17 protein-coding genes are annotated in these 15,785 nt (G+C 61.1%); 6 read left to right on the top strand and 11 right to left on the bottom strand.

Going from position 1 to position 15,785, the window contains the following annotated elements; translation table 11 throughout:
* Positions 1–138: 138 nt before the first annotated feature.
* From JF539_RS05040 to JF539_RS05010, 7 genes are all read right to left on the bottom strand, one after another.
* Complete coding sequence (locus tag JF539_RS05040; protein WP_209017003.1) at positions 139–624, bottom strand: RT0821/Lpp0805 family surface protein; 486 nt, start codon at positions 622–624, stop codon at positions 139–141.
* Between the two features lie 132 nt (positions 625–756).
* Entirely contained in the window at positions 757–2,184 is a 1,428-nt protein-coding gene (locus tag JF539_RS05035) for an ATP-binding protein (protein ID WP_328809198.1), read from the bottom strand.
* Positions 2,174–2,842 (bottom strand): response regulator transcription factor, encoded by a 669-nt coding sequence (locus tag JF539_RS05030; RefSeq protein ID WP_207139236.1) that lies wholly within the window; start codon positions 2,840–2,842, stop codon positions 2,174–2,176. Before JF539_RS05030 ends, JF539_RS05035 begins: the two co-directional genes overlap by 11 nt.
* 61 nt (positions 2,843–2,903) lie before the next feature.
* Positions 2,904–3,158 (bottom strand): PepSY domain-containing protein, encoded by a 255-nt coding sequence (locus JF539_RS05025; protein ID WP_209017002.1) that lies wholly within the window; start codon positions 3,156–3,158, stop codon positions 2,904–2,906.
* A gap of 187 nt (positions 3,159–3,345) precedes the next feature.
* Positions 3,346–4,638, bottom strand: a complete 1,293-nt coding sequence (locus JF539_RS05020; RefSeq protein WP_207139235.1) for a glycosyltransferase — start codon at positions 4,636–4,638, stop codon at positions 3,346–3,348.
* Between the two features lie 70 nt (positions 4,639–4,708).
* Positions 4,709–5,458 (bottom strand): HAD-IIB family hydrolase, encoded by a 750-nt coding sequence (locus JF539_RS05015; RefSeq protein ID WP_207139234.1) that lies wholly within the window; start codon positions 5,456–5,458, stop codon positions 4,709–4,711.
* The gene (locus JF539_RS05010) at positions 5,455–6,993 is read right to left on the bottom strand and encodes a glycosyl hydrolase (RefSeq protein WP_207139233.1); all 1,539 of its coding nucleotides are present in this window, start codon (positions 6,991–6,993) and stop codon (positions 5,455–5,457) included. The genes JF539_RS05015 and JF539_RS05010 overlap by 4 nt, the downstream gene beginning before the upstream one ends.
* 206 nt (positions 6,994–7,199) lie before the next feature.
* Here JF539_RS05010 and JF539_RS05005 point away from each other — a divergent pair, with 206 nt between their 5' ends.
* A complete protein-coding gene (locus JF539_RS05005; RefSeq protein WP_209017001.1) occupies positions 7,200–7,874 on the top strand; it encodes a DUF1194 domain-containing protein in 675 nt (224 codons plus the stop codon).
* Between the two features lie 26 nt (positions 7,875–7,900).
* Here JF539_RS05005 and JF539_RS05000 read toward each other — a convergent pair whose 3' ends face one another.
* Together JF539_RS05000 and JF539_RS04995 are read right to left on the bottom strand one after the other, a co-directional pair.
* Positions 7,901–8,602, bottom strand: coding sequence for a helix-turn-helix transcriptional regulator (locus tag JF539_RS05000; RefSeq protein WP_207139231.1), 702 nt, complete (start codon positions 8,600–8,602; stop codon positions 7,901–7,903).
* Between the two features lie 24 nt (positions 8,603–8,626).
* Entirely contained in the window at positions 8,627–9,019 is a 393-nt protein-coding gene (locus tag JF539_RS04995) for a VOC family protein (RefSeq protein WP_207139230.1), read from the bottom strand.
* Positions 9,020–9,353: 334 nt separating this feature from the next.
* On the opposite strand from JF539_RS04995, the gene JF539_RS04990 reads away from it, so the two are divergent.
* The 4 genes from JF539_RS04990 (at position 9,354) to JF539_RS04975 (ending at position 12,806) form a co-directional block, all read left to right on the top strand.
* Positions 9,354–10,616: a HupE/UreJ family protein gene (locus tag JF539_RS04990; RefSeq protein ID WP_207139229.1), complete on the top strand. Its 1,263-nt coding sequence runs from the start codon at positions 9,354–9,356 to the stop codon at positions 10,614–10,616.
* Between the two features lie 255 nt (positions 10,617–10,871).
* Complete coding sequence (locus JF539_RS04985) at positions 10,872–11,126, top strand: YdcH family protein (protein WP_207139228.1); 255 nt, start codon at positions 10,872–10,874, stop codon at positions 11,124–11,126.
* Between the two features lie 345 nt (positions 11,127–11,471).
* A complete protein-coding gene (locus JF539_RS04980; protein ID WP_207139227.1) occupies positions 11,472–11,960 on the top strand; it encodes a hypothetical protein in 489 nt (162 codons plus the stop codon).
* A 93-nt stretch (positions 11,961–12,053) separates the two neighbouring features.
* Positions 12,054–12,806, top strand: a complete 753-nt coding sequence (locus JF539_RS04975; protein ID WP_207139226.1) for an SDR family NAD(P)-dependent oxidoreductase — start codon at positions 12,054–12,056, stop codon at positions 12,804–12,806.
* A 139-nt stretch (positions 12,807–12,945) separates the two neighbouring features.
* On the opposite strand, the gene JF539_RS04970 is transcribed toward JF539_RS04975, so the two are convergent.
* Positions 12,946–13,371: a secondary thiamine-phosphate synthase enzyme YjbQ gene (locus tag JF539_RS04970; protein WP_207139225.1), complete on the bottom strand. Its 426-nt coding sequence runs from the start codon at positions 13,369–13,371 to the stop codon at positions 12,946–12,948.
* Between the two features lie 128 nt (positions 13,372–13,499).
* On the opposite strand from JF539_RS04970, the gene JF539_RS04965 reads away from it, so the two are divergent.
* A complete protein-coding gene (locus tag JF539_RS04965; RefSeq protein ID WP_207139224.1) occupies positions 13,500–14,804 on the top strand; it encodes a glycosyltransferase in 1,305 nt (434 codons plus the stop codon).
* An 18-nt stretch (positions 14,805–14,822) separates the two neighbouring features.
* Here JF539_RS04965 and JF539_RS04960 read toward each other — a convergent pair whose 3' ends face one another.
* A complete protein-coding gene (locus JF539_RS04960) occupies positions 14,823–15,704 on the bottom strand; it encodes a LysR family transcriptional regulator (protein ID WP_207139223.1) in 882 nt (293 codons plus the stop codon).
* Positions 15,705–15,785: the final 81 nt, after the last annotated feature.

Below are 15,785 nucleotides of genomic sequence, written 5' to 3'. Positions count from 1 at the left end.
GCTTAAGCAAGTGTTGAAGATCATGGGGGTTATTTGAACGGTCTCGGAAATAGCCTCCGCTACGTAAGCCCGGAAGCATCCATGCGGCCTCAGTCTTCGGCTCCTTAAAACCAGGATTTCAAGAGAGAGACCGAAGTCTTAACCGATCACCTGCCAGTCGCCGCGCTCGGTTTCGCACGCGGTTCCCCGCGCCCTGAGGGTTCTGCCCCGCAGAACCATCTCATGGGTGAATTCCCGGCAACTCGTTTCATTGACAAAATAGACCGGCCCGGGCCGGACCTGACCGCTGCGTCCGGTCTTTTCGTTCTGCCAGGCAACCGAACTGCCAACACCTCTTGCCCTGAGCGCCCTCGTCTGGGCATTTTCCGCCGCGCGCCGGTCGGACGGCTCAAGCGCGTTTCCCAGCTCATTGTTGACGAGCACGGAATAGGCCGCCTTGGCCTCCGCACCCGTGCCGTTGGCACTCGGATCGCCAAAGAACGACCCCCAGCCACTGGTGTCCCTCGTACCGGATGACAACGAGCATCCAGTCAGAAGGACAAGCAGAGCAATGCTGGAGGTGTAGCGCAAAAGCATACCGGAGAGCTCCTGGGAGACGAAGTGAATCAGCCTTGGCTGCGTCACGACAGTGATATTTTCCATTTGTGGCCGAACTAGGGTTTCAGGGGGCCGGACCGTGCCACTCGTTTATCCGATGATATACACCGCATGTCATCACAACACGTAAACAACCGCGTTATAACCGGACTCATTCGATCATGACCGGCCGAGCGCGGGCAGCGTGAGCCGGGCCCGCAAGCCTCCCAGATCCGATGGACCGAGTTCGAGCCTGCCTCCATAAAGTGCCGCCAGATCCGCCACGATCGACAGGCCGAGACCGGTTCCGGGCACGGTTTCGTCAAGCCGTCGTCCGCGCTTGACCGCCTCTGCCCTTTGTTCGGGCGTGAGGCCAGGGCCATCGTCTTCGACCGTGATTGTCAGCATTTCCCGGTTCGACGCCGGGTCGTCGAAAGGCGCGACCGTGACGGCCACCCTGGACGCCGCCCATTTGTAGGCGTTGTCGATCAGGTTCCCGGTCATTTCCTCCAGATCCTGGCTTTCACCGCGGAAGCGCACCGGAGCGACGTGGTTGAAGCCGCAGACAATGCCCTTGTCACGGTAGATCTTTTCCATTGCGCGGATCAGCCGGTCCAGCACGGGCTCCGTGTCGCAGGAAACGCCGATCACCCGGCGCTGCGCCGCCATGCGTGCGCGTTCCAGATGATGCTGGATCTGGGTCGACATGATCGCGGCCTGGTCGGCGACCTTGTCCGCCAGCGGACCGCTGGAAGCTCTCGCTTCGTTGGAAATGACCGAAAGCGGCGTTTTCAGTCCGTGCGCCAGGTTGCCGACGTGGGTGCGCGCCCGTTCGACGATTTCCCGGTTGGACAGGATCAGGGCATTAAGCTCGGCCGCCAGCGGCACGATCTCCGCGGGCAGGTCCTCGTCGATCCGGTCCGCCTGGCCCTGCCGGACGGCGGTCAGAGACGCCCGCAAACGGGCAAGCGGTCTCAAGCCGACACGGACCTGTAGAAAGATCGCCAGAATCAAGCCGGCACCGGCGATGCAAAGCGTGACCGCGACCATGCGGGCAAATTCGCGGATCTCGGTCCAGAAGCCGGCCGTGGCGCAGGCGATCGCGATGATGTAGGGCGTGTCCTCTATGAAAATGCGTTGCTGAAGCACGCGCACTTCGTCTCCGGCCGGTCCGGTGATGAAGTCCGCCCTCTTGTCCCTATCCGCGATATCGGGGACGTTGAGCGGATCTCCCACGAGCGACTGGGAAGCAAACAGCACGTCCGGGCTGTCGGCGCGTCTGACCGTCCAGTACCATCCGGACAACGGCAGGGAGAACCGGGGGTCCTCCTGGTAGCTCGGCGGCTTGATCGGGAAAGCGGCGGCCGGGTCGTCCGGATCCGCTTCCGTATCCAGCATTTCCGAAATCAACGCCTTGACGTGAACCTCCAGAAGCGCATCGAAGCCCCGCTCGCTCGCCCTCTGGTAAAGACCGACCAGAAACACTCCGGCCAGCGCAAGCGCAACTGTCGACCAGACAGCCGCGACGAAGACCAGCCTGGAGGCAAGCGAGCGTTGCGCTTTCCTCGGCGGTTTTTCCTCGACGGGCTCCATGGGTTCAGTCGTCACCGGCAGCTCCGAGCCTGTAGCCGAGGCCCCGAACGGTTTCGATCAGATCGGAGCCGATCTTCTTGCGCAGACGGCCGACAAACACCTCAACCGTGTTGGAATCCCTATCGAAATCCTGATCGTAGAGATGTTCCGTCAGTTCCGTGCGCGAAATCACCTTGCCCTGATGATGAAGCAGGTAGGAGAGCAGCCTGTATTCGTGAGAGGTCAGCTTGACGGGCGTACCGTCGACCGTCACCCGGCCCGCCCTAAGGTCGAGACGAACGGGACCGCAGGTCAGTTCGTTGGAGGCGTGCCCGGCGGCCCGGCGCACCAGTGCACGCACGCGGGCCAGAACCTCTTCCATGTGGAACGGCTTGGCGACATAGTCGTCCGCGCCGGCATCGATACCGGCCACCTTGTCCGACCAGCGGTCCCGCGCCGTCAGGATCAGGACCGGCATGGTCCGCCCGTCGCGGCGCCAGTTCTCAAGCACCGACAAGCCGTCAAGGGACGGTAGACCCAGATCCAGCACGACCGCGTCGTAGGGTTCGGTGTCGCCCAGGAAATGGCCGTCCTCACCGTCCGCCGCGCTGTCGACCACATAACCCGCCTCTTCCAGAGCCGTGACGAGCTGGCGGTTCAGATCGGTATCGTCTTCAACAACAAGAATGCGCATGTTTTCGGCTTTTCAAAAGGGTCTGGAACGGAAACGGGGAAGGCTGATACCAGGCCGCCTGTCAGCGGCTGGCATTGAGCTTGACGGTTTTCACCTTGCCGCCTTTCAGGACGGAGAGCACATAGACATAACCGCCACCCTGCTTGCAGAGTTTGGCCTTGACGATTTCGCCTCCTGCCCGTCCGGCGACGGCACCAAGCGGCACTGCCTTTCCACTGGCCACGACCTGACGGGCCTGGGACTGCGACAGGCAGGCCGCCTCGGCCGGCAGGATCGCGGCGAAAGACAAGATCAGCAGGACGATTATCTGTTTCACGGTTTCGTTCCGGTTTGCCACACGACGTTTTGGGCAACCTGTAATCAATTTGACCTGAACGCAAGCTGAACCGCTTGTTTAGCAAGTGTTCTCGAAAACCCGATTGGAAACGTTCCGCCGGACGGGCCGACACGCGATGCACCCCGGAGCCGAGGCCTTCGATGGCCGCTGACCGGCGGCCATGATCTCAAAATGCCGGTTCGTCCCCCTGCAGATCGTCATAACGACCCTTGAACTGCTCGAACACCTGCAGGGTGCGGCGCGCGATCCCGGTCCAGCCGAACACCCGGCGGGCGAACCTGGCGCCCTCCACGGTCAGCGTGTCCCGCATCCACGGATATTGCAGCGGCATGTTCAGCATGGCGGCAAACTCCTCCGGCCGCTTGGGATCGGCCACGAGAGCGTGCCGGCCGAACTCGATCTGCTCGAACAGACCGCCGTGAATGGTGACGACTGTCGGCGTGCCGCAGGCCATGGCCTCGACCGCCGTCATGCCGAAGGGTTCGTAGCGCGACGGCAGGGCGAAGATGCCCGGGGCGCGGTAAAAATCCGCGAGATCCTCGTCGGCGACGTACCCGCGCCAGGAAATGGCATCGGCGACGCCAAGATCGGCGGCGACCTGCTTCCATTGGTTCAAGAGCGCGATGTCGCTGTCGGAATTGGCGCCCGCCGCCAGAACGAGACGCGCGTCGGGCTGCAGTTTCAAGAGACTGGGCAGGGCTTCGATGATCAGGTCGTATCCCTTGTTCTCCGCCGCCCGGCCGACGACGTAGATATCGGTTTCGCGAATGTCGTGCTTCCGGCGCGCCGCGGCGACGTTGTCCGGTGTCGCCGGGGTAAACCGGCCCTCGTCGATCCCCGGCGGGATCATGGTGATGTGTTCCTTGGGAAGCTGGTAGTGTTCGACGATCAGATCGGTCTGCTGCTCGGTCGTCGCGATCACGTGATCGCAGTTCCGGTAAAGGACGAATTCCTTCTGGATCCGCTCCTCGAAGCGGTAGCCTTCCATTTCCGCGGCGTCCGCCCCTTCCATATCGTGCTGTTTCCACCAGCCGAGCGAGTGCGGCGTGTGGATATGCGGGACCTGCAACTCCTCTGCGATTTTCTGGCCCGAAACGCCAGCATCCCAATAGTGGCTGTTGATCACGTCGTAATGGAGATTGCGGGACCGGATCATGGCGAGCGCGTTGGTGACGAAGTCGCCGTACCAGTCGTGCATGTCCTCCTTGCGGATGAAATCCTTGCCGCCGAAGGGAATGCGCACCACGCGCAGGTTGTCGTTGATGATGTCTTCGGCCGGCTGGTCCTCGAATTGTCTTGTCATGACATCGACCCTGTAGCCGAGCCGGGCAAAACGTTTGGCAAGCTCCAGAACGAATACCACCTGACCGCCGGTATCCGGCTTTCCGAGTTCCGGAGATCCCGCCACATACCCGTGCAGCGAGATCATCAGGAGCGAACCGATATTTTGCCTTTTCATCCGTACCAACCCTCTTGTCCGACATTCATGCGCCGTCTAGCCCGGCGCATCTCATTTTGTCCCGGTCTGATTATCCCGATGTATCAGGCAGCAGTCCCAACGCGATCAATCCCTCCAGAACCCCCGCGGCGTGGTCGGCCTTGGCCCGATAGGTCTTGTCCTTCGGCATGGCCTCGATCAGTTCCCGTCGCGCGTTCCCGACCGCGATCGCCCTTCCCGCGGCTTCGAACAGCGCCAGGTCGTTGCCTGAGTCGCCGGCCGCCACAGTATGCGGCTGTTCGATCTCCAGATACTGGGCCAAGTGTCTCATGGCCGCATCCTTGCCGGCCGCAGGCGCGAGAATATCGAGATCGCTCGTGCCGGAAAAAATGAACCTGAAGTCGAAACCTTCGTCGCGCAGACGCTCCAGAACCTCGTCCGCGCGGTTCCGACCCGGCACCGCAAAACTGGCCTTGCCCTTCGTCTGGAAAATCTCGTCGTGCGGTTCGTAACCCATTTCCTGCACCAGCTTGCGTATGTCCTCGTCCGGCCAGGCCGCGAATTGCCGCTGCCAGCTCTCCAGCCAATAACGACCAAGCCGGATCTCGGTTCCCAATCCGGTGATGATGGCATCCGCCTGGAAGTCCCCGGGGAAATACTCAGCCAGGGTCCTGTCGACGCTTTCGGCGGGACGGCTTGAGTTCAACGCCAGCTTGAGGCGGCTGCGATGCGGCTTGAAGTGTTGCCAAAGACGGTTCAGATCCTCGCGGTTTCCGGTCAGCGTATCGTCGATGTCGCTGACCAGCAGCCACGCCCGCGAAATGTCCGTCTCACCGCTCACAATCCGTCGGCCTCCTCTTCGGGCGCCATATAGGTGGTCGTGTAAACCCGCTCGGCGGTGTCTTCGCTCACCGGCCGCGTCAGGGTTTCGATCCTCAGGTCCTTGAGGCAGACCGCCGCGCTTTCGGCATAGAAGCCGATACCGCCCTCCGCAAAGCTGTCGTCGACCAGACTGAGCACGACATAGCCATCAATGGAAAACTCGATGTACATGCCGTGGGCCACGGCCTCGATCTGCCACGGGCCGTGATCGTTGCCCCGGAAATGGGCCTCCTGAAGCGGTTCGTAGCGGAAAGCGTATTCGAACTCCGGCGTCGGATTGGCCCCCCAGGCGCGCATTTGGGCGATGCCGTTCACAAGGTCGAGCGACAGATAATACCCGTCGCCTTCCTCGTTCATGCGCAGAACCATGCCGGTCTTGCCCGAGCCTTCCAGCATCAGCTGCGCGCGCAGGCGGAAGTCCTGGTGCTGCCCCGGCAGAATGAAGGCCTCGTAGCCGCTCTTGCATGCCAGATGCAGGCCATCAGGCCGGTCCACGGCGGTGGCATGCGGATTGTTGTAGAGAAACTTGCACTGGTAGGAGGCCGTGACGATTTCGCGATGCGTCACCAGACCGTCAAACTCGTCATAAGATTTCAATTTCAGCCGACCGGCCCGGTCGGTTACCAGTTCCTTGGGCGGCGGCAGGAGTTTCTTGACCACTTCCCGGCCGTAGACATTTTCGGTCTTGGAGAAGAAATTGAACAGGAAGATCCTGTCCCCAACCCGGCAGATCCTTCCCGCGTAGTTGCCGGAAGGCAGAATCACGTTGTCGAAGAAGTTCTCGTAGGGGCCCTCGACGGAATTCGCGTACCAGTAATGGATCTTGATGTCCTCGCGGATCGAACCCATCAGGTAATAGCGGCCGTCCAGCTTGAACAAGTTCGGCACTTCGACGTCGTCGTAAAGGCCCGGCTGGTAGAGCGGCTTTTCGAAACGGAACTTGTCCGGTGCGGTCTCCCTTGCAAATCCGACACATCCCCGGCGAATGATCGGACCGCCCTTCACGCGCGCGGAGCTCAGGAGCAGGCGGTCGCCGGTTTCCGGATCGTGATAGAAAAACGGGTCCCGGAAACTGACCCAATGACGTCCCTCGTCGATGGAGCTTTCGTAGTGAGGCGACGGAATTTCAAGGGGATAGCGTCCATCGTTGCAGCGCTCCCAATGATAAAGGTCTTTCGAGCGGGCCAGCCCGACACGCTGGACCCGGCCGTATTCCAGGCGCGCCAATCCGGTATAGAACATGCGCCATTCTCCGGGACGGTCCGGATCGGGGGTCACATGCATGGTCCACAGCATGTCGTCGTCCCATTCGCCCGGTTCGCCGACGAAAAGCGCGTTTTTCACCCGTCTCCAGGTCATCCCGTCGGAGCTTACGGCGTGGGCGATAAAGTCGTGATTGGGAAGGACCAGATGAAAAAGATGAAACAGGCCGTCGTGATAAACGACATCGACATCGCCGATGTCGGACCTCAGGAATCCATGGGATGCATACATTTGCTAACCTTGCCCCAGTAATCCGGCACCGTTCAAGTCCCGCCGCGAACAAAATTGCACCGCAGCATTCGACACCGAGCCTTGTTTATGTCAGGCGCCTGTTCCCTGGTCCACACCACTGCTATGCTGAGACCATGCTTGACCACAGCCGAGTGACAGACACGCGAAGGAGGCCGAGGCGCAGCTTCGCATTATGGCGGAGGATCGTGCTTTTTCTGGCCGCTGCCGGCCTCCCCGGCAGCCTGGCCTCAACGCCCGCCTTTTCCTGTTCCCTGTCGCTGGTCCTTGCCATGGACGGCTCTGCGAGCGTCAACGCCCGGGAACACACCCTGCAGCTCAACGGGCTGGCGGATGCGCTTCAGGACCCGGAAGTGATCGCCGCGATCGAGGCTGTCGGCGGGATCTGGGTCACGAGTTTCGAATGGAGCGGCCGCTACCAGCAGCTCCGGCAGCTCGGTTGGCGCAATCTGACGGGTCAGGCCAGCGCCAGGGAAGCCGCGGCCCGGCTCCGCCGCGCGCCCAGAGGGTTCACCGAGTTTCCGACGGCCCTCGGCTACGCGCTGGGATATGCCGCCGTCGAGATGAAACAAGCACCGGCTGCTTGCGCGCGCAAGGTCATCGATGTCGCCGGCGACGGCGTCAACAACGAAGGCTTTGGCCCGGACAGCGCCTATAGAGCCTTCGATTTCGAAGGTGTGACGGTCAATGGCCTCGTCATTGCCGGTCCGGACACAGCTCCCGTGGAATACTACCGCCAGAATGTGCTCAAGGGCCCCGGAGCCTTTGTCGAGGTGGCGGCAACCTACGAAGACTATGCCGACGCCATGAAGCGCAAGCTCCTGAGGGAGATCTTCGGCAATGGCTACGCCGCCCTGCCGTGACCGGACGTGCACAGGGGCGCAGGGGCTCACGCTCCGGGACGGCTGTGTCCCTCCTCTTCCATCGAGCGATAAAAATCCTTGAGCGTCTTGCCGGGTTCCTGCCGGAACCGTTCGCCGGTCTCGCGGATTTCCGCGATCCGGTCCAGGCGGAACATGCGGAAATCCTGGCGGAGTTCGCACCAGGCCACCAGCGTCCAGACCTTGCCCCAGAACCACAGTCCCAGGGGCCGGATCACACGGTTGGTGTCTTCACCCTTGTTGTCCGAATAGGCAATCGACAGCCGCTTGCGTGTGTCGGCGGCCGTCTCGAGAAAATCGATATAGCTGCGGACCTGTGGCGTCATTTCCGGTGCGAAGGCATGGATCTCGACCTCGTTTTGCCGCACCTTCAGCTTCTCCGGCAAAACCGCGTCGATCTTGATCATGGCTTCTTCCGCGGCGCGGGCCATTGCCGCTCCGCCCCAGGCGCGGATCAGGCGCGCGCCCGCCAGAAGGGCGACGATTTCTTCGCGAGTGAACATGAGAGGCGGCATCTCGTAACCGTCGCGCATGATGTAACCGACCCCGGCCGCGCCCTCGATGGGAACGCCGGAAGCCTGCAGATCGGCGACGTCGCGATAGATGGTCCGTTCCGAGACTTCCAGCCACTCCGAAAGCTGCCGCGCCCGGACGAGCCGGCCGCCACGCAGATGCTGAACGATCTGGAAAAGGCGGTCGGCGCGTCTCATGTCCGGTGCTCCCAGAGGAGCGGTCTACCGGCGCGCGTCCGGTGAGAAAGTGAACATGCCGACGGAGTTGCCGTCCGGATCGATGCCGTAGGCGAACCGGCCTGCAGGGATCGCCTCAGGGTCGGAAACAACTTCGCCGCCGGCCTTCGCGAAACGCTCCATGGTCTCTTCGAGGCTGTCCGGGCAGGCAAGATGCACTGTCGGACCTGCGCCCCTCTCCGCCGGCGTGCCGGGGTAGAGGTGTCCGGCGACACCGCCCTCGTCCTTTGCCGGGAAGATTGCCAGCGGGTTCGGTCCCATATCGGTGACAAGTTTGAGTTCCGTTTTGAAAACGCCATTGTAGAAGCTGATCGCCTTCTCAAGATCGGTTACCGGGATCTCCACCCACACAGTGAAGTGATCGGGCATGAATGTCATCGGAAGTCTCCATTGCTGCTGTGATGGAGATCACCTTATCAAGGGTCTCCTGACAGCCTTGCGTCAGGAGATGCGCCGGCAGGGTCCCGCTCTTTCTTTGAAATCAGACCGGCCGCACATGAATGCTCCTGACAGGCAGCCACCGTTCTTACGGAAGCGCAGCTCCAGGCAGGCCGGTCTTTTGACCGGGCACTCGCGACACCTACTACAAATATTTCGAGGGTCACCGGCTTCGGCTTTGCGGCAAAAGTTCTGACGGAAAGCCCGAGGCCGTGTAGTCTGGTTTCCCGATCATCTTTCCTGTCCCCGGTGGACCTGTTTCCGGAACGAGCGCATGCCCCTGATCGTGACGTTTTTCCGAATCGGCCGCGTTGGTTGCGCCGGGGTCTTCATCTGTTTTCTTTGCCTTGCGTCCGCCTTCGCGCATTTTTCCGAGGGCACCAAGGTCAGAACCGTTCTTGTCACGAAAGAAAACGGAACCCTGACCGCTTTTGTCCGCGTTCCGGCGCCCCTGGTTTTCTCGGATCTCATCGGAAGGTCACAGGTCGAGCAGGTCCCGCTGGTGTCGCCCTACCTGCGCTTTGAAAGAACTTCCGGCGGCAGCCGTTACGTTGTCGACATGACGGCGATTGCCGCGGACCAGGGCGGATTTGAAGACCGCCTGGTCAACGCGCTGAAGTTTTCCCAAGCCGGGTTGGATCTTGAAGCCGGGATTGCGGGTTTTGCCGTCCATGCACGGCGCCCGGACCACGCACTCACCTCCGTTGAGGCGGCACGGAGCGCCATTTCGAAGGCAGGCGCCCCACAGGACCCCGCATTCGGCGAAGCGGTGATCGACTACGAAGTCCGGCTGACCAGCAACGACTCCTCGGGCATCCTCGGTCTCCGTTCAGGCTACGCGCCCCTTTTACCCGGTCCGGGGATTTCCATCGACAATCACCTGCTCGATGCGAGAACCGAGCCGCCGGTCTCGGCGACGGTGCCCGGGCAGCTCGAAACGAAAGTCTTCATGGACGGCTCGCGCCTGTCGACATTCATCCATTTCGGGCAGCAGGGCGTCCTGCACATTCTCGAAGGCCTCGACCACGTTCTTCTGGTCGTCGCCATGGCGCTCGGCGTCGGATCGATCCGCAAGCTCGTCTGGCTCGTTACCGCCTTCACGGTCGGTCACTCGGTGACGCTGATCCTGACCTTTCTGGGTGCGACCCCGTCCTGGCCCTGGTTCATTCCGGCCGTCGAGGCGGCGATTGCCGCCTCCGTGCTCTATGCGGCGGTCGCGGCCATGGTCAGGCGGTCAGGCTCGATTGTCGTGTTCGGTGCCATCGGGCTTCTGCACGGTCTGGGCTTTTCCTTTGTCCTGGGAGATATTCTGGGCCGCGACGCACCGGATCTCCTTCCTGCGCTTCTGGCGTTCAACATCGGTATCGAAGTCGGTCAGCTTGTCATTCTGACCGCGACACTCTCCCTTGTCCTCGTGCTGAAACGTCTGGCTGAACCCGCCTTGAACCCCATGCGCATGGGCGCCCTCGCCGGTATTTCCATTCTGGCAACCGTCTGGTTTACCGAACGGCTCCAAGGGGTTGCCGCCTCCGTCTGACCTCACCGCCGTCGGCGCTCTATTTCCACGGCTCAACCGGACGGCCTTCCCGCCTGCCTGCGGACAGACCCCGGGTTTCGCCGCGTTCCCGGGCCGACGGACAAAACCCGGTTGCATTCTCCAGCGGTTGATGAAAAAAGCCGTCCCCACAACGCTTTGGGAAAAACACGCGCGCAAATCACGCCGCAATTGATCTTTCTCAAAGTACATCGCGCCGCTAGACGGCAATTTGAGAACCTCAAGAGGAGGAAAAGCATGAGCCACGTGCCGCACGAACTGCATGAAGAATTCCCGGAAGCGACAGAAACGTTGCATCAGCTGAAAACGAATGACGCCCATTTTGCCCGGTTGGCGGACGAATATCACACCGTGAACCGTGAAGTGCATCGTATTGAAACGGACGTGGCACCTGCTTCCGACGAAGTGCTGGAAGACCTGAAAAAGAAACGCCTGCACCTGAAAGACCAGATTGCCGCCCTTCTGGCGGCTGCGGCAAACACCGCGCCCTGAGCCCCTCCTTTTCAGGCCGGTGTGAGAGCCCGCGCCGTCCCCGTCCGACGGCGCGGGCCGCCCCCGCGCCGAACGACTGCTCGATTCAATGAAGAGCATTCGGCGCAGACTTCTATTTTCAACACAAGCGACATATGGCAAGCCACAAAAATTTTGCACCGCGGATGAAATCATAAAAAAATGCGCCGCGTTTTCAGGAAAACCGGCGCAAGTCTGGGGAGGAACGACCCTCATCGTTCACCAGAAGATGTGGGTCCACTCGTCAATAATTACAAGTCAACCGTGCGCGAGCCTTGCGTGAGGCGCCTGTCTCGGAACCGTTATACCGCTTGACGCGATCAGAGTATGGCGTTCAACTTCGATGGTCTTTCAGTCGAACGTCTTACGGTGACCATGCGGTTTCTGTTCCTTGTTGTCTGCCTTTTCGGTTTTGGCCCGAGCCTCGCGCAAGCCGCGGATCACTGTATCGACGTGCAGTCCAAGCAGGGCTGGCAGAGATTGTCCCTGCCCAACGGCAAGATCCGGAAGGTCAGCTATCGCGGCGGCTGGAGCGTGATCGCCGGAACGTTCAAGCCTGTGGGACCGCGCGGTTATTCCGGTCAGGACGCCGCAAAGCTCGGTCCCCTCTATGGATACAAATTCGATCAGTCCTACGCTTTCGGAGAGCTGCTGGTCCGCGACCAGGCCGGCCGTATCGTTCCCTTCGCGGAATTCGCGGCTCTCGCGGTGAACACCCCCAATCCCGCCGGGGTCTACGCCTTCAGAATCAACGACAAGAACATCGCCCTTTGGGACAACGCCGGCGCCATCCAGGTGTGCATTTCCATGCGCTGACGCAAGGGACTGATGCAACAAGGCGTTTTGCTTTGCCTTTTTGCCGGGAATCCTGCCAGATGGTTTGAATAATCGAAGTTCCAGGGAGGAATCATGGCCAACAAAGTTGCTCTGGTCACCGGGGCGGCCCGGGGAATCGGACTTGCGACCGTCAATCTGATGCTTGCCCGTGGGTGGCAGGTCGCGATGCTGGACCGCGACGCCCCCGAACTGGACAAGGCCGCCCGCGGTCTGGACGACGCCATGCCTTTCTTCTGTGACGTGTCGTCGGAGGAGCAGGTGGCGGAGACAATACCCGCCATTCTCGGACGCTTCGGCAGGCTCGACGCGGTGGTCAACAATGCGGGCGTCGCGGAGTTCGGCCCGATCGAGCAGACGGATTTCGCCATGTGGCGCCGGGTGATGGACACCAATCTTGACGGTGTCTTCCTTGTCACCCAAGCCGCGATTCCGGCGTTGAAGGACACTCGCGGGTCCATCGTGAACATCGCTTCCATCTCGGGGCTACGTGCCTCGACGCTCCGGGTGGCCTACGGCACCTCGAAGGCGGCCGTCATCCAGCTGACCCGGCAGCAGGCCGCGGAACTCGGCGAATACGGCATACGCGCCAACTGCGTCTGTCCGGGTCCGGTCCGCACCAAGCTCGCCATGGCGGTTCACACGCAGGAAATCATCGACGCCTACCACGATGCCATTCCGCTCAACCGCTACGGCTCGGAAATCGAGATCGCGGAAGTGATCGCATTCCTGTGCTCGGATCAGGCCAGCTATGTCACCGGCCAGATCATCGCCTCCGACGGCGGTTTCGAAAGCACCGGGGTCGGCCTGCCCGCCTTGAGAAGCTAGAGCCCTCTCCGGCAACGGCCGAACCGGTTTCAAAAAGTGTGATGCAGCGTCACACTTTTCGAAAATCTCTCTGATGCTCAGATACTTAAACTGCCGACTTCTCTGTCGGGGGCTTTTTTTCGTTGAACGGTCATGAGGTTCACCGGTCGCTCAGGAAATGCGCCGCCACCTGTCTTTGGTGCGGTCTGACGCGATGTTCGACGAGATAGATCCCCTGCCAGGTGCCAAGCGCCATACGTCCGCCGGAGACCGGTATGGAGAGGGAGACAGGCAAAAGCGCGGACTTGATGTGCGCGGGCATGTCGTCGGGCCCCTCCAGCGTGTGGGTCAGATAGCGCATGGACGCATGATCGGCCGGTGGCACCAGGCGTTCAAAAAAGGCTTTCAGATCCACCTGTACATCCGGATCGGCGTTTTCCTGAACAAGCAGGGAACAGGAGGTGTGGCGGACGAAGAGCGTCAGAAGTCCGTTGCCACAGCTCTCCCCGGATAGCCAGCCGGCGATGGAGCGGGTGAATTCGTAGAGGCCCTGGCCTTCGGTTCGAAGCGTGAAAGTCGTTTGCATGAGGTTCCTTGAAACATGAGCCCTGCGTTAGCCGCGACTGTAGAGCGATCTTCCGGACGGTTGCAATCAGGCGCGCGGACAGCCATTTGAGGCGGTGCGCCAACCCTCCTTTCGAATCGGCTATTGTCATGTCCGCACCCAAGCCAAAAATAATGATCGCCTCGCTCGGCACGCGTGGCGACGTCCAGCCCTATGCCGCCCTTGCCCGGGAGCTGACCGATCTCGGCGCAGAAGTCGTGCTAAGCACCGGCGAAGGGTTCGAGGACATGATCGAAAGGGCCGGCGCCAGGGCCAGGCCGGTTCCAGTCAACTACCAGACGCTGCTGCAAATGCCTGAAGTCAGGCAGGCACTGTTTTCCTTTCGCGGCAAGATCGCGGCGGCGCGTCACAGTCTCCGGCTGCAGAAGGAAACCGCGCGGGTGCTTTGGGAGACCGGCCTGGAGGAAAAACCCGATCTCATTCTGTTCAATCTGAAGGCTGCGGTGATGACGCTCGTTGGCAGACGTCTCAATGTCCCTGCCCTGCCAACGGTCTTGCAACCAGTAACAACCCCAACCGGAGACTTTCCGGTTCCGCTGTTCGCTCTGCCGGATTTCGGTTCCTATCTGAACCGTAAGAGCTACGGTGCGGCCCGCAAGCTGATCAAGGTGGGGCTCGCTCCGCTGATGAGCGCCGTCAAGTCCCACGCTCCGGCGGAGTTCGCCATGGCGGGCGACCTGATAGACGGTCACACGCCGGAGGGCGGCCGGACGCTCGGTCTTCAGGCCTTTTCCCGTGCTCTCGTGCCTGAGCCCGAGGACTGGCCGGCAGACGACTGGATCTGCGGTTACTGGTTCACCCGTCCCGAGCCGGACTACCGTCCACCCGCGGACCTGTCGGCCTTTCTCGAAGCCGGACCGGCTCCGATCTATATCGGCTTCGGCTCCATGCCGAGTGAGGCCCCCAAAGACCTGAAACAAACAATCCTTGTGGCGCTTAAGGAGACCGGACAGCGCGCGGTTCTCGCCACAGGCTGGGGCGGCCTAGAGAGCGACGACTTGTATGGAGCACTCTCCGGCAATGTCTTCCTTCTCGACAAAGCGCCTCACAGCTGGCTTTTCCCAAAGTGCCGCGCTGTCGTTCATCACGGCGGCGCGGGCACCACACACGAGGGGCTGCGCTGGGGCAAACCGACCCTTGTCTGCCCCTTTTTCGCCGATCAGCCGTTCTGGGGAGAGCGGATCAACAGGGTTGGAGCCGGCCCAGCTCCAATTCCGCGAAAGCGCCTGACGGCGGACAGTCTGGCCGAAGCACTGAAAGACCTTGAAGACAAGACGTTTCAAGACGGGGCCCGGTGCGCGGCGGAAATCATGGCCGGGGAACCCGGCGTCTCGGGAACGGCGGAACGCCTCCTGGCCCTTGCCGGACCAATCGGCAAATCTTCCGTTTCCTGACGCCAGGCTTTCCCTTTTTCAAACGGGCGACACCAACCGCTCATCTTTTTTCAACACGTCTCCCAGATGGCGCATTACCTGTCGAACCCTTTCGACATGCCGCAAATCCGGATGTGTCAGCAGCCAAAGCTGATTTGGAGGCAGAAGGGCCGGACGAAAAGCCAGCTCCAGCCCCTCCGCCGCGACATCCCCGGGCAGGAGCGCCAGTCCCTGCCCATGACGGGCAAAGGCGGCCATGGCCATGAGATCGTCGCATCTGGAAACAATTCGCTCTCTGAACATCTTGTCGAGATACGCAAAGCCCTGCCGCCGCGCGAGCCCTCCCGTCGCCCCGATAAGAAGATGCCGATCGAGTTCTTCCAGGCTTTCCGGAACACCGTGGAGACGGAAGTAATCCTCGCTTCCGTAAATGCCCCAGGGAATGTCGGCGATCTTTCGTCCGATCAGATGCTCGGGCGGCTCCGGCGTCACCCTGAGCGCGATCTCGGAGGCCCGGCTCGACATGTTGACTTCTTCATTCGAAGACAGAAGTTCCACGGTGATCCTGGGAAATGCGTTTCGGAGACCGGACAGAAGTTGCGGCAGGAAATGGCAGGAAAAACTCGCAGGCGCGGTGAGCCTGACCCTTCCTTTCAGCGCGATGTCCGAGCCTGTAATTTTCCGATCGATGTCCTCGACCGAAACCGCCACCGTCCGGACGAGATCGACAATGTCCGATCCCGCCTCGGTCAACCTGTAACGGCCCCTGACCTTTTCGAAGAGCCGGGATCCCAGATCGGTCTCGAACGCCTTGATGTGCCGGAATGCCGTTGCGTGCGAAATCCCGAGCCGGTCTGCCGCTGCCGTCAGGCTGCCTGTCTCGGCGACGGCATGAAAGGTTCGAAGATAGTTCCAGTCCACGCATACTCTCCAAATTTGCAAATTAGAGAAGCAAAAATGCGCATTCCAATCAAATTTGCAAAAACCTAAATCTCTCCTACC

Origin of the sequence: Roseibium aggregatum (assembly GCF_017309185.1) — a bacterium.
In the GTDB taxonomy this organism is placed as follows: Bacteria; Pseudomonadota; Alphaproteobacteria; order Rhizobiales; family Stappiaceae; genus Roseibium; species Roseibium aggregatum_B.
This window is presented reverse-complemented; position numbering and strand designations above follow the sequence as displayed.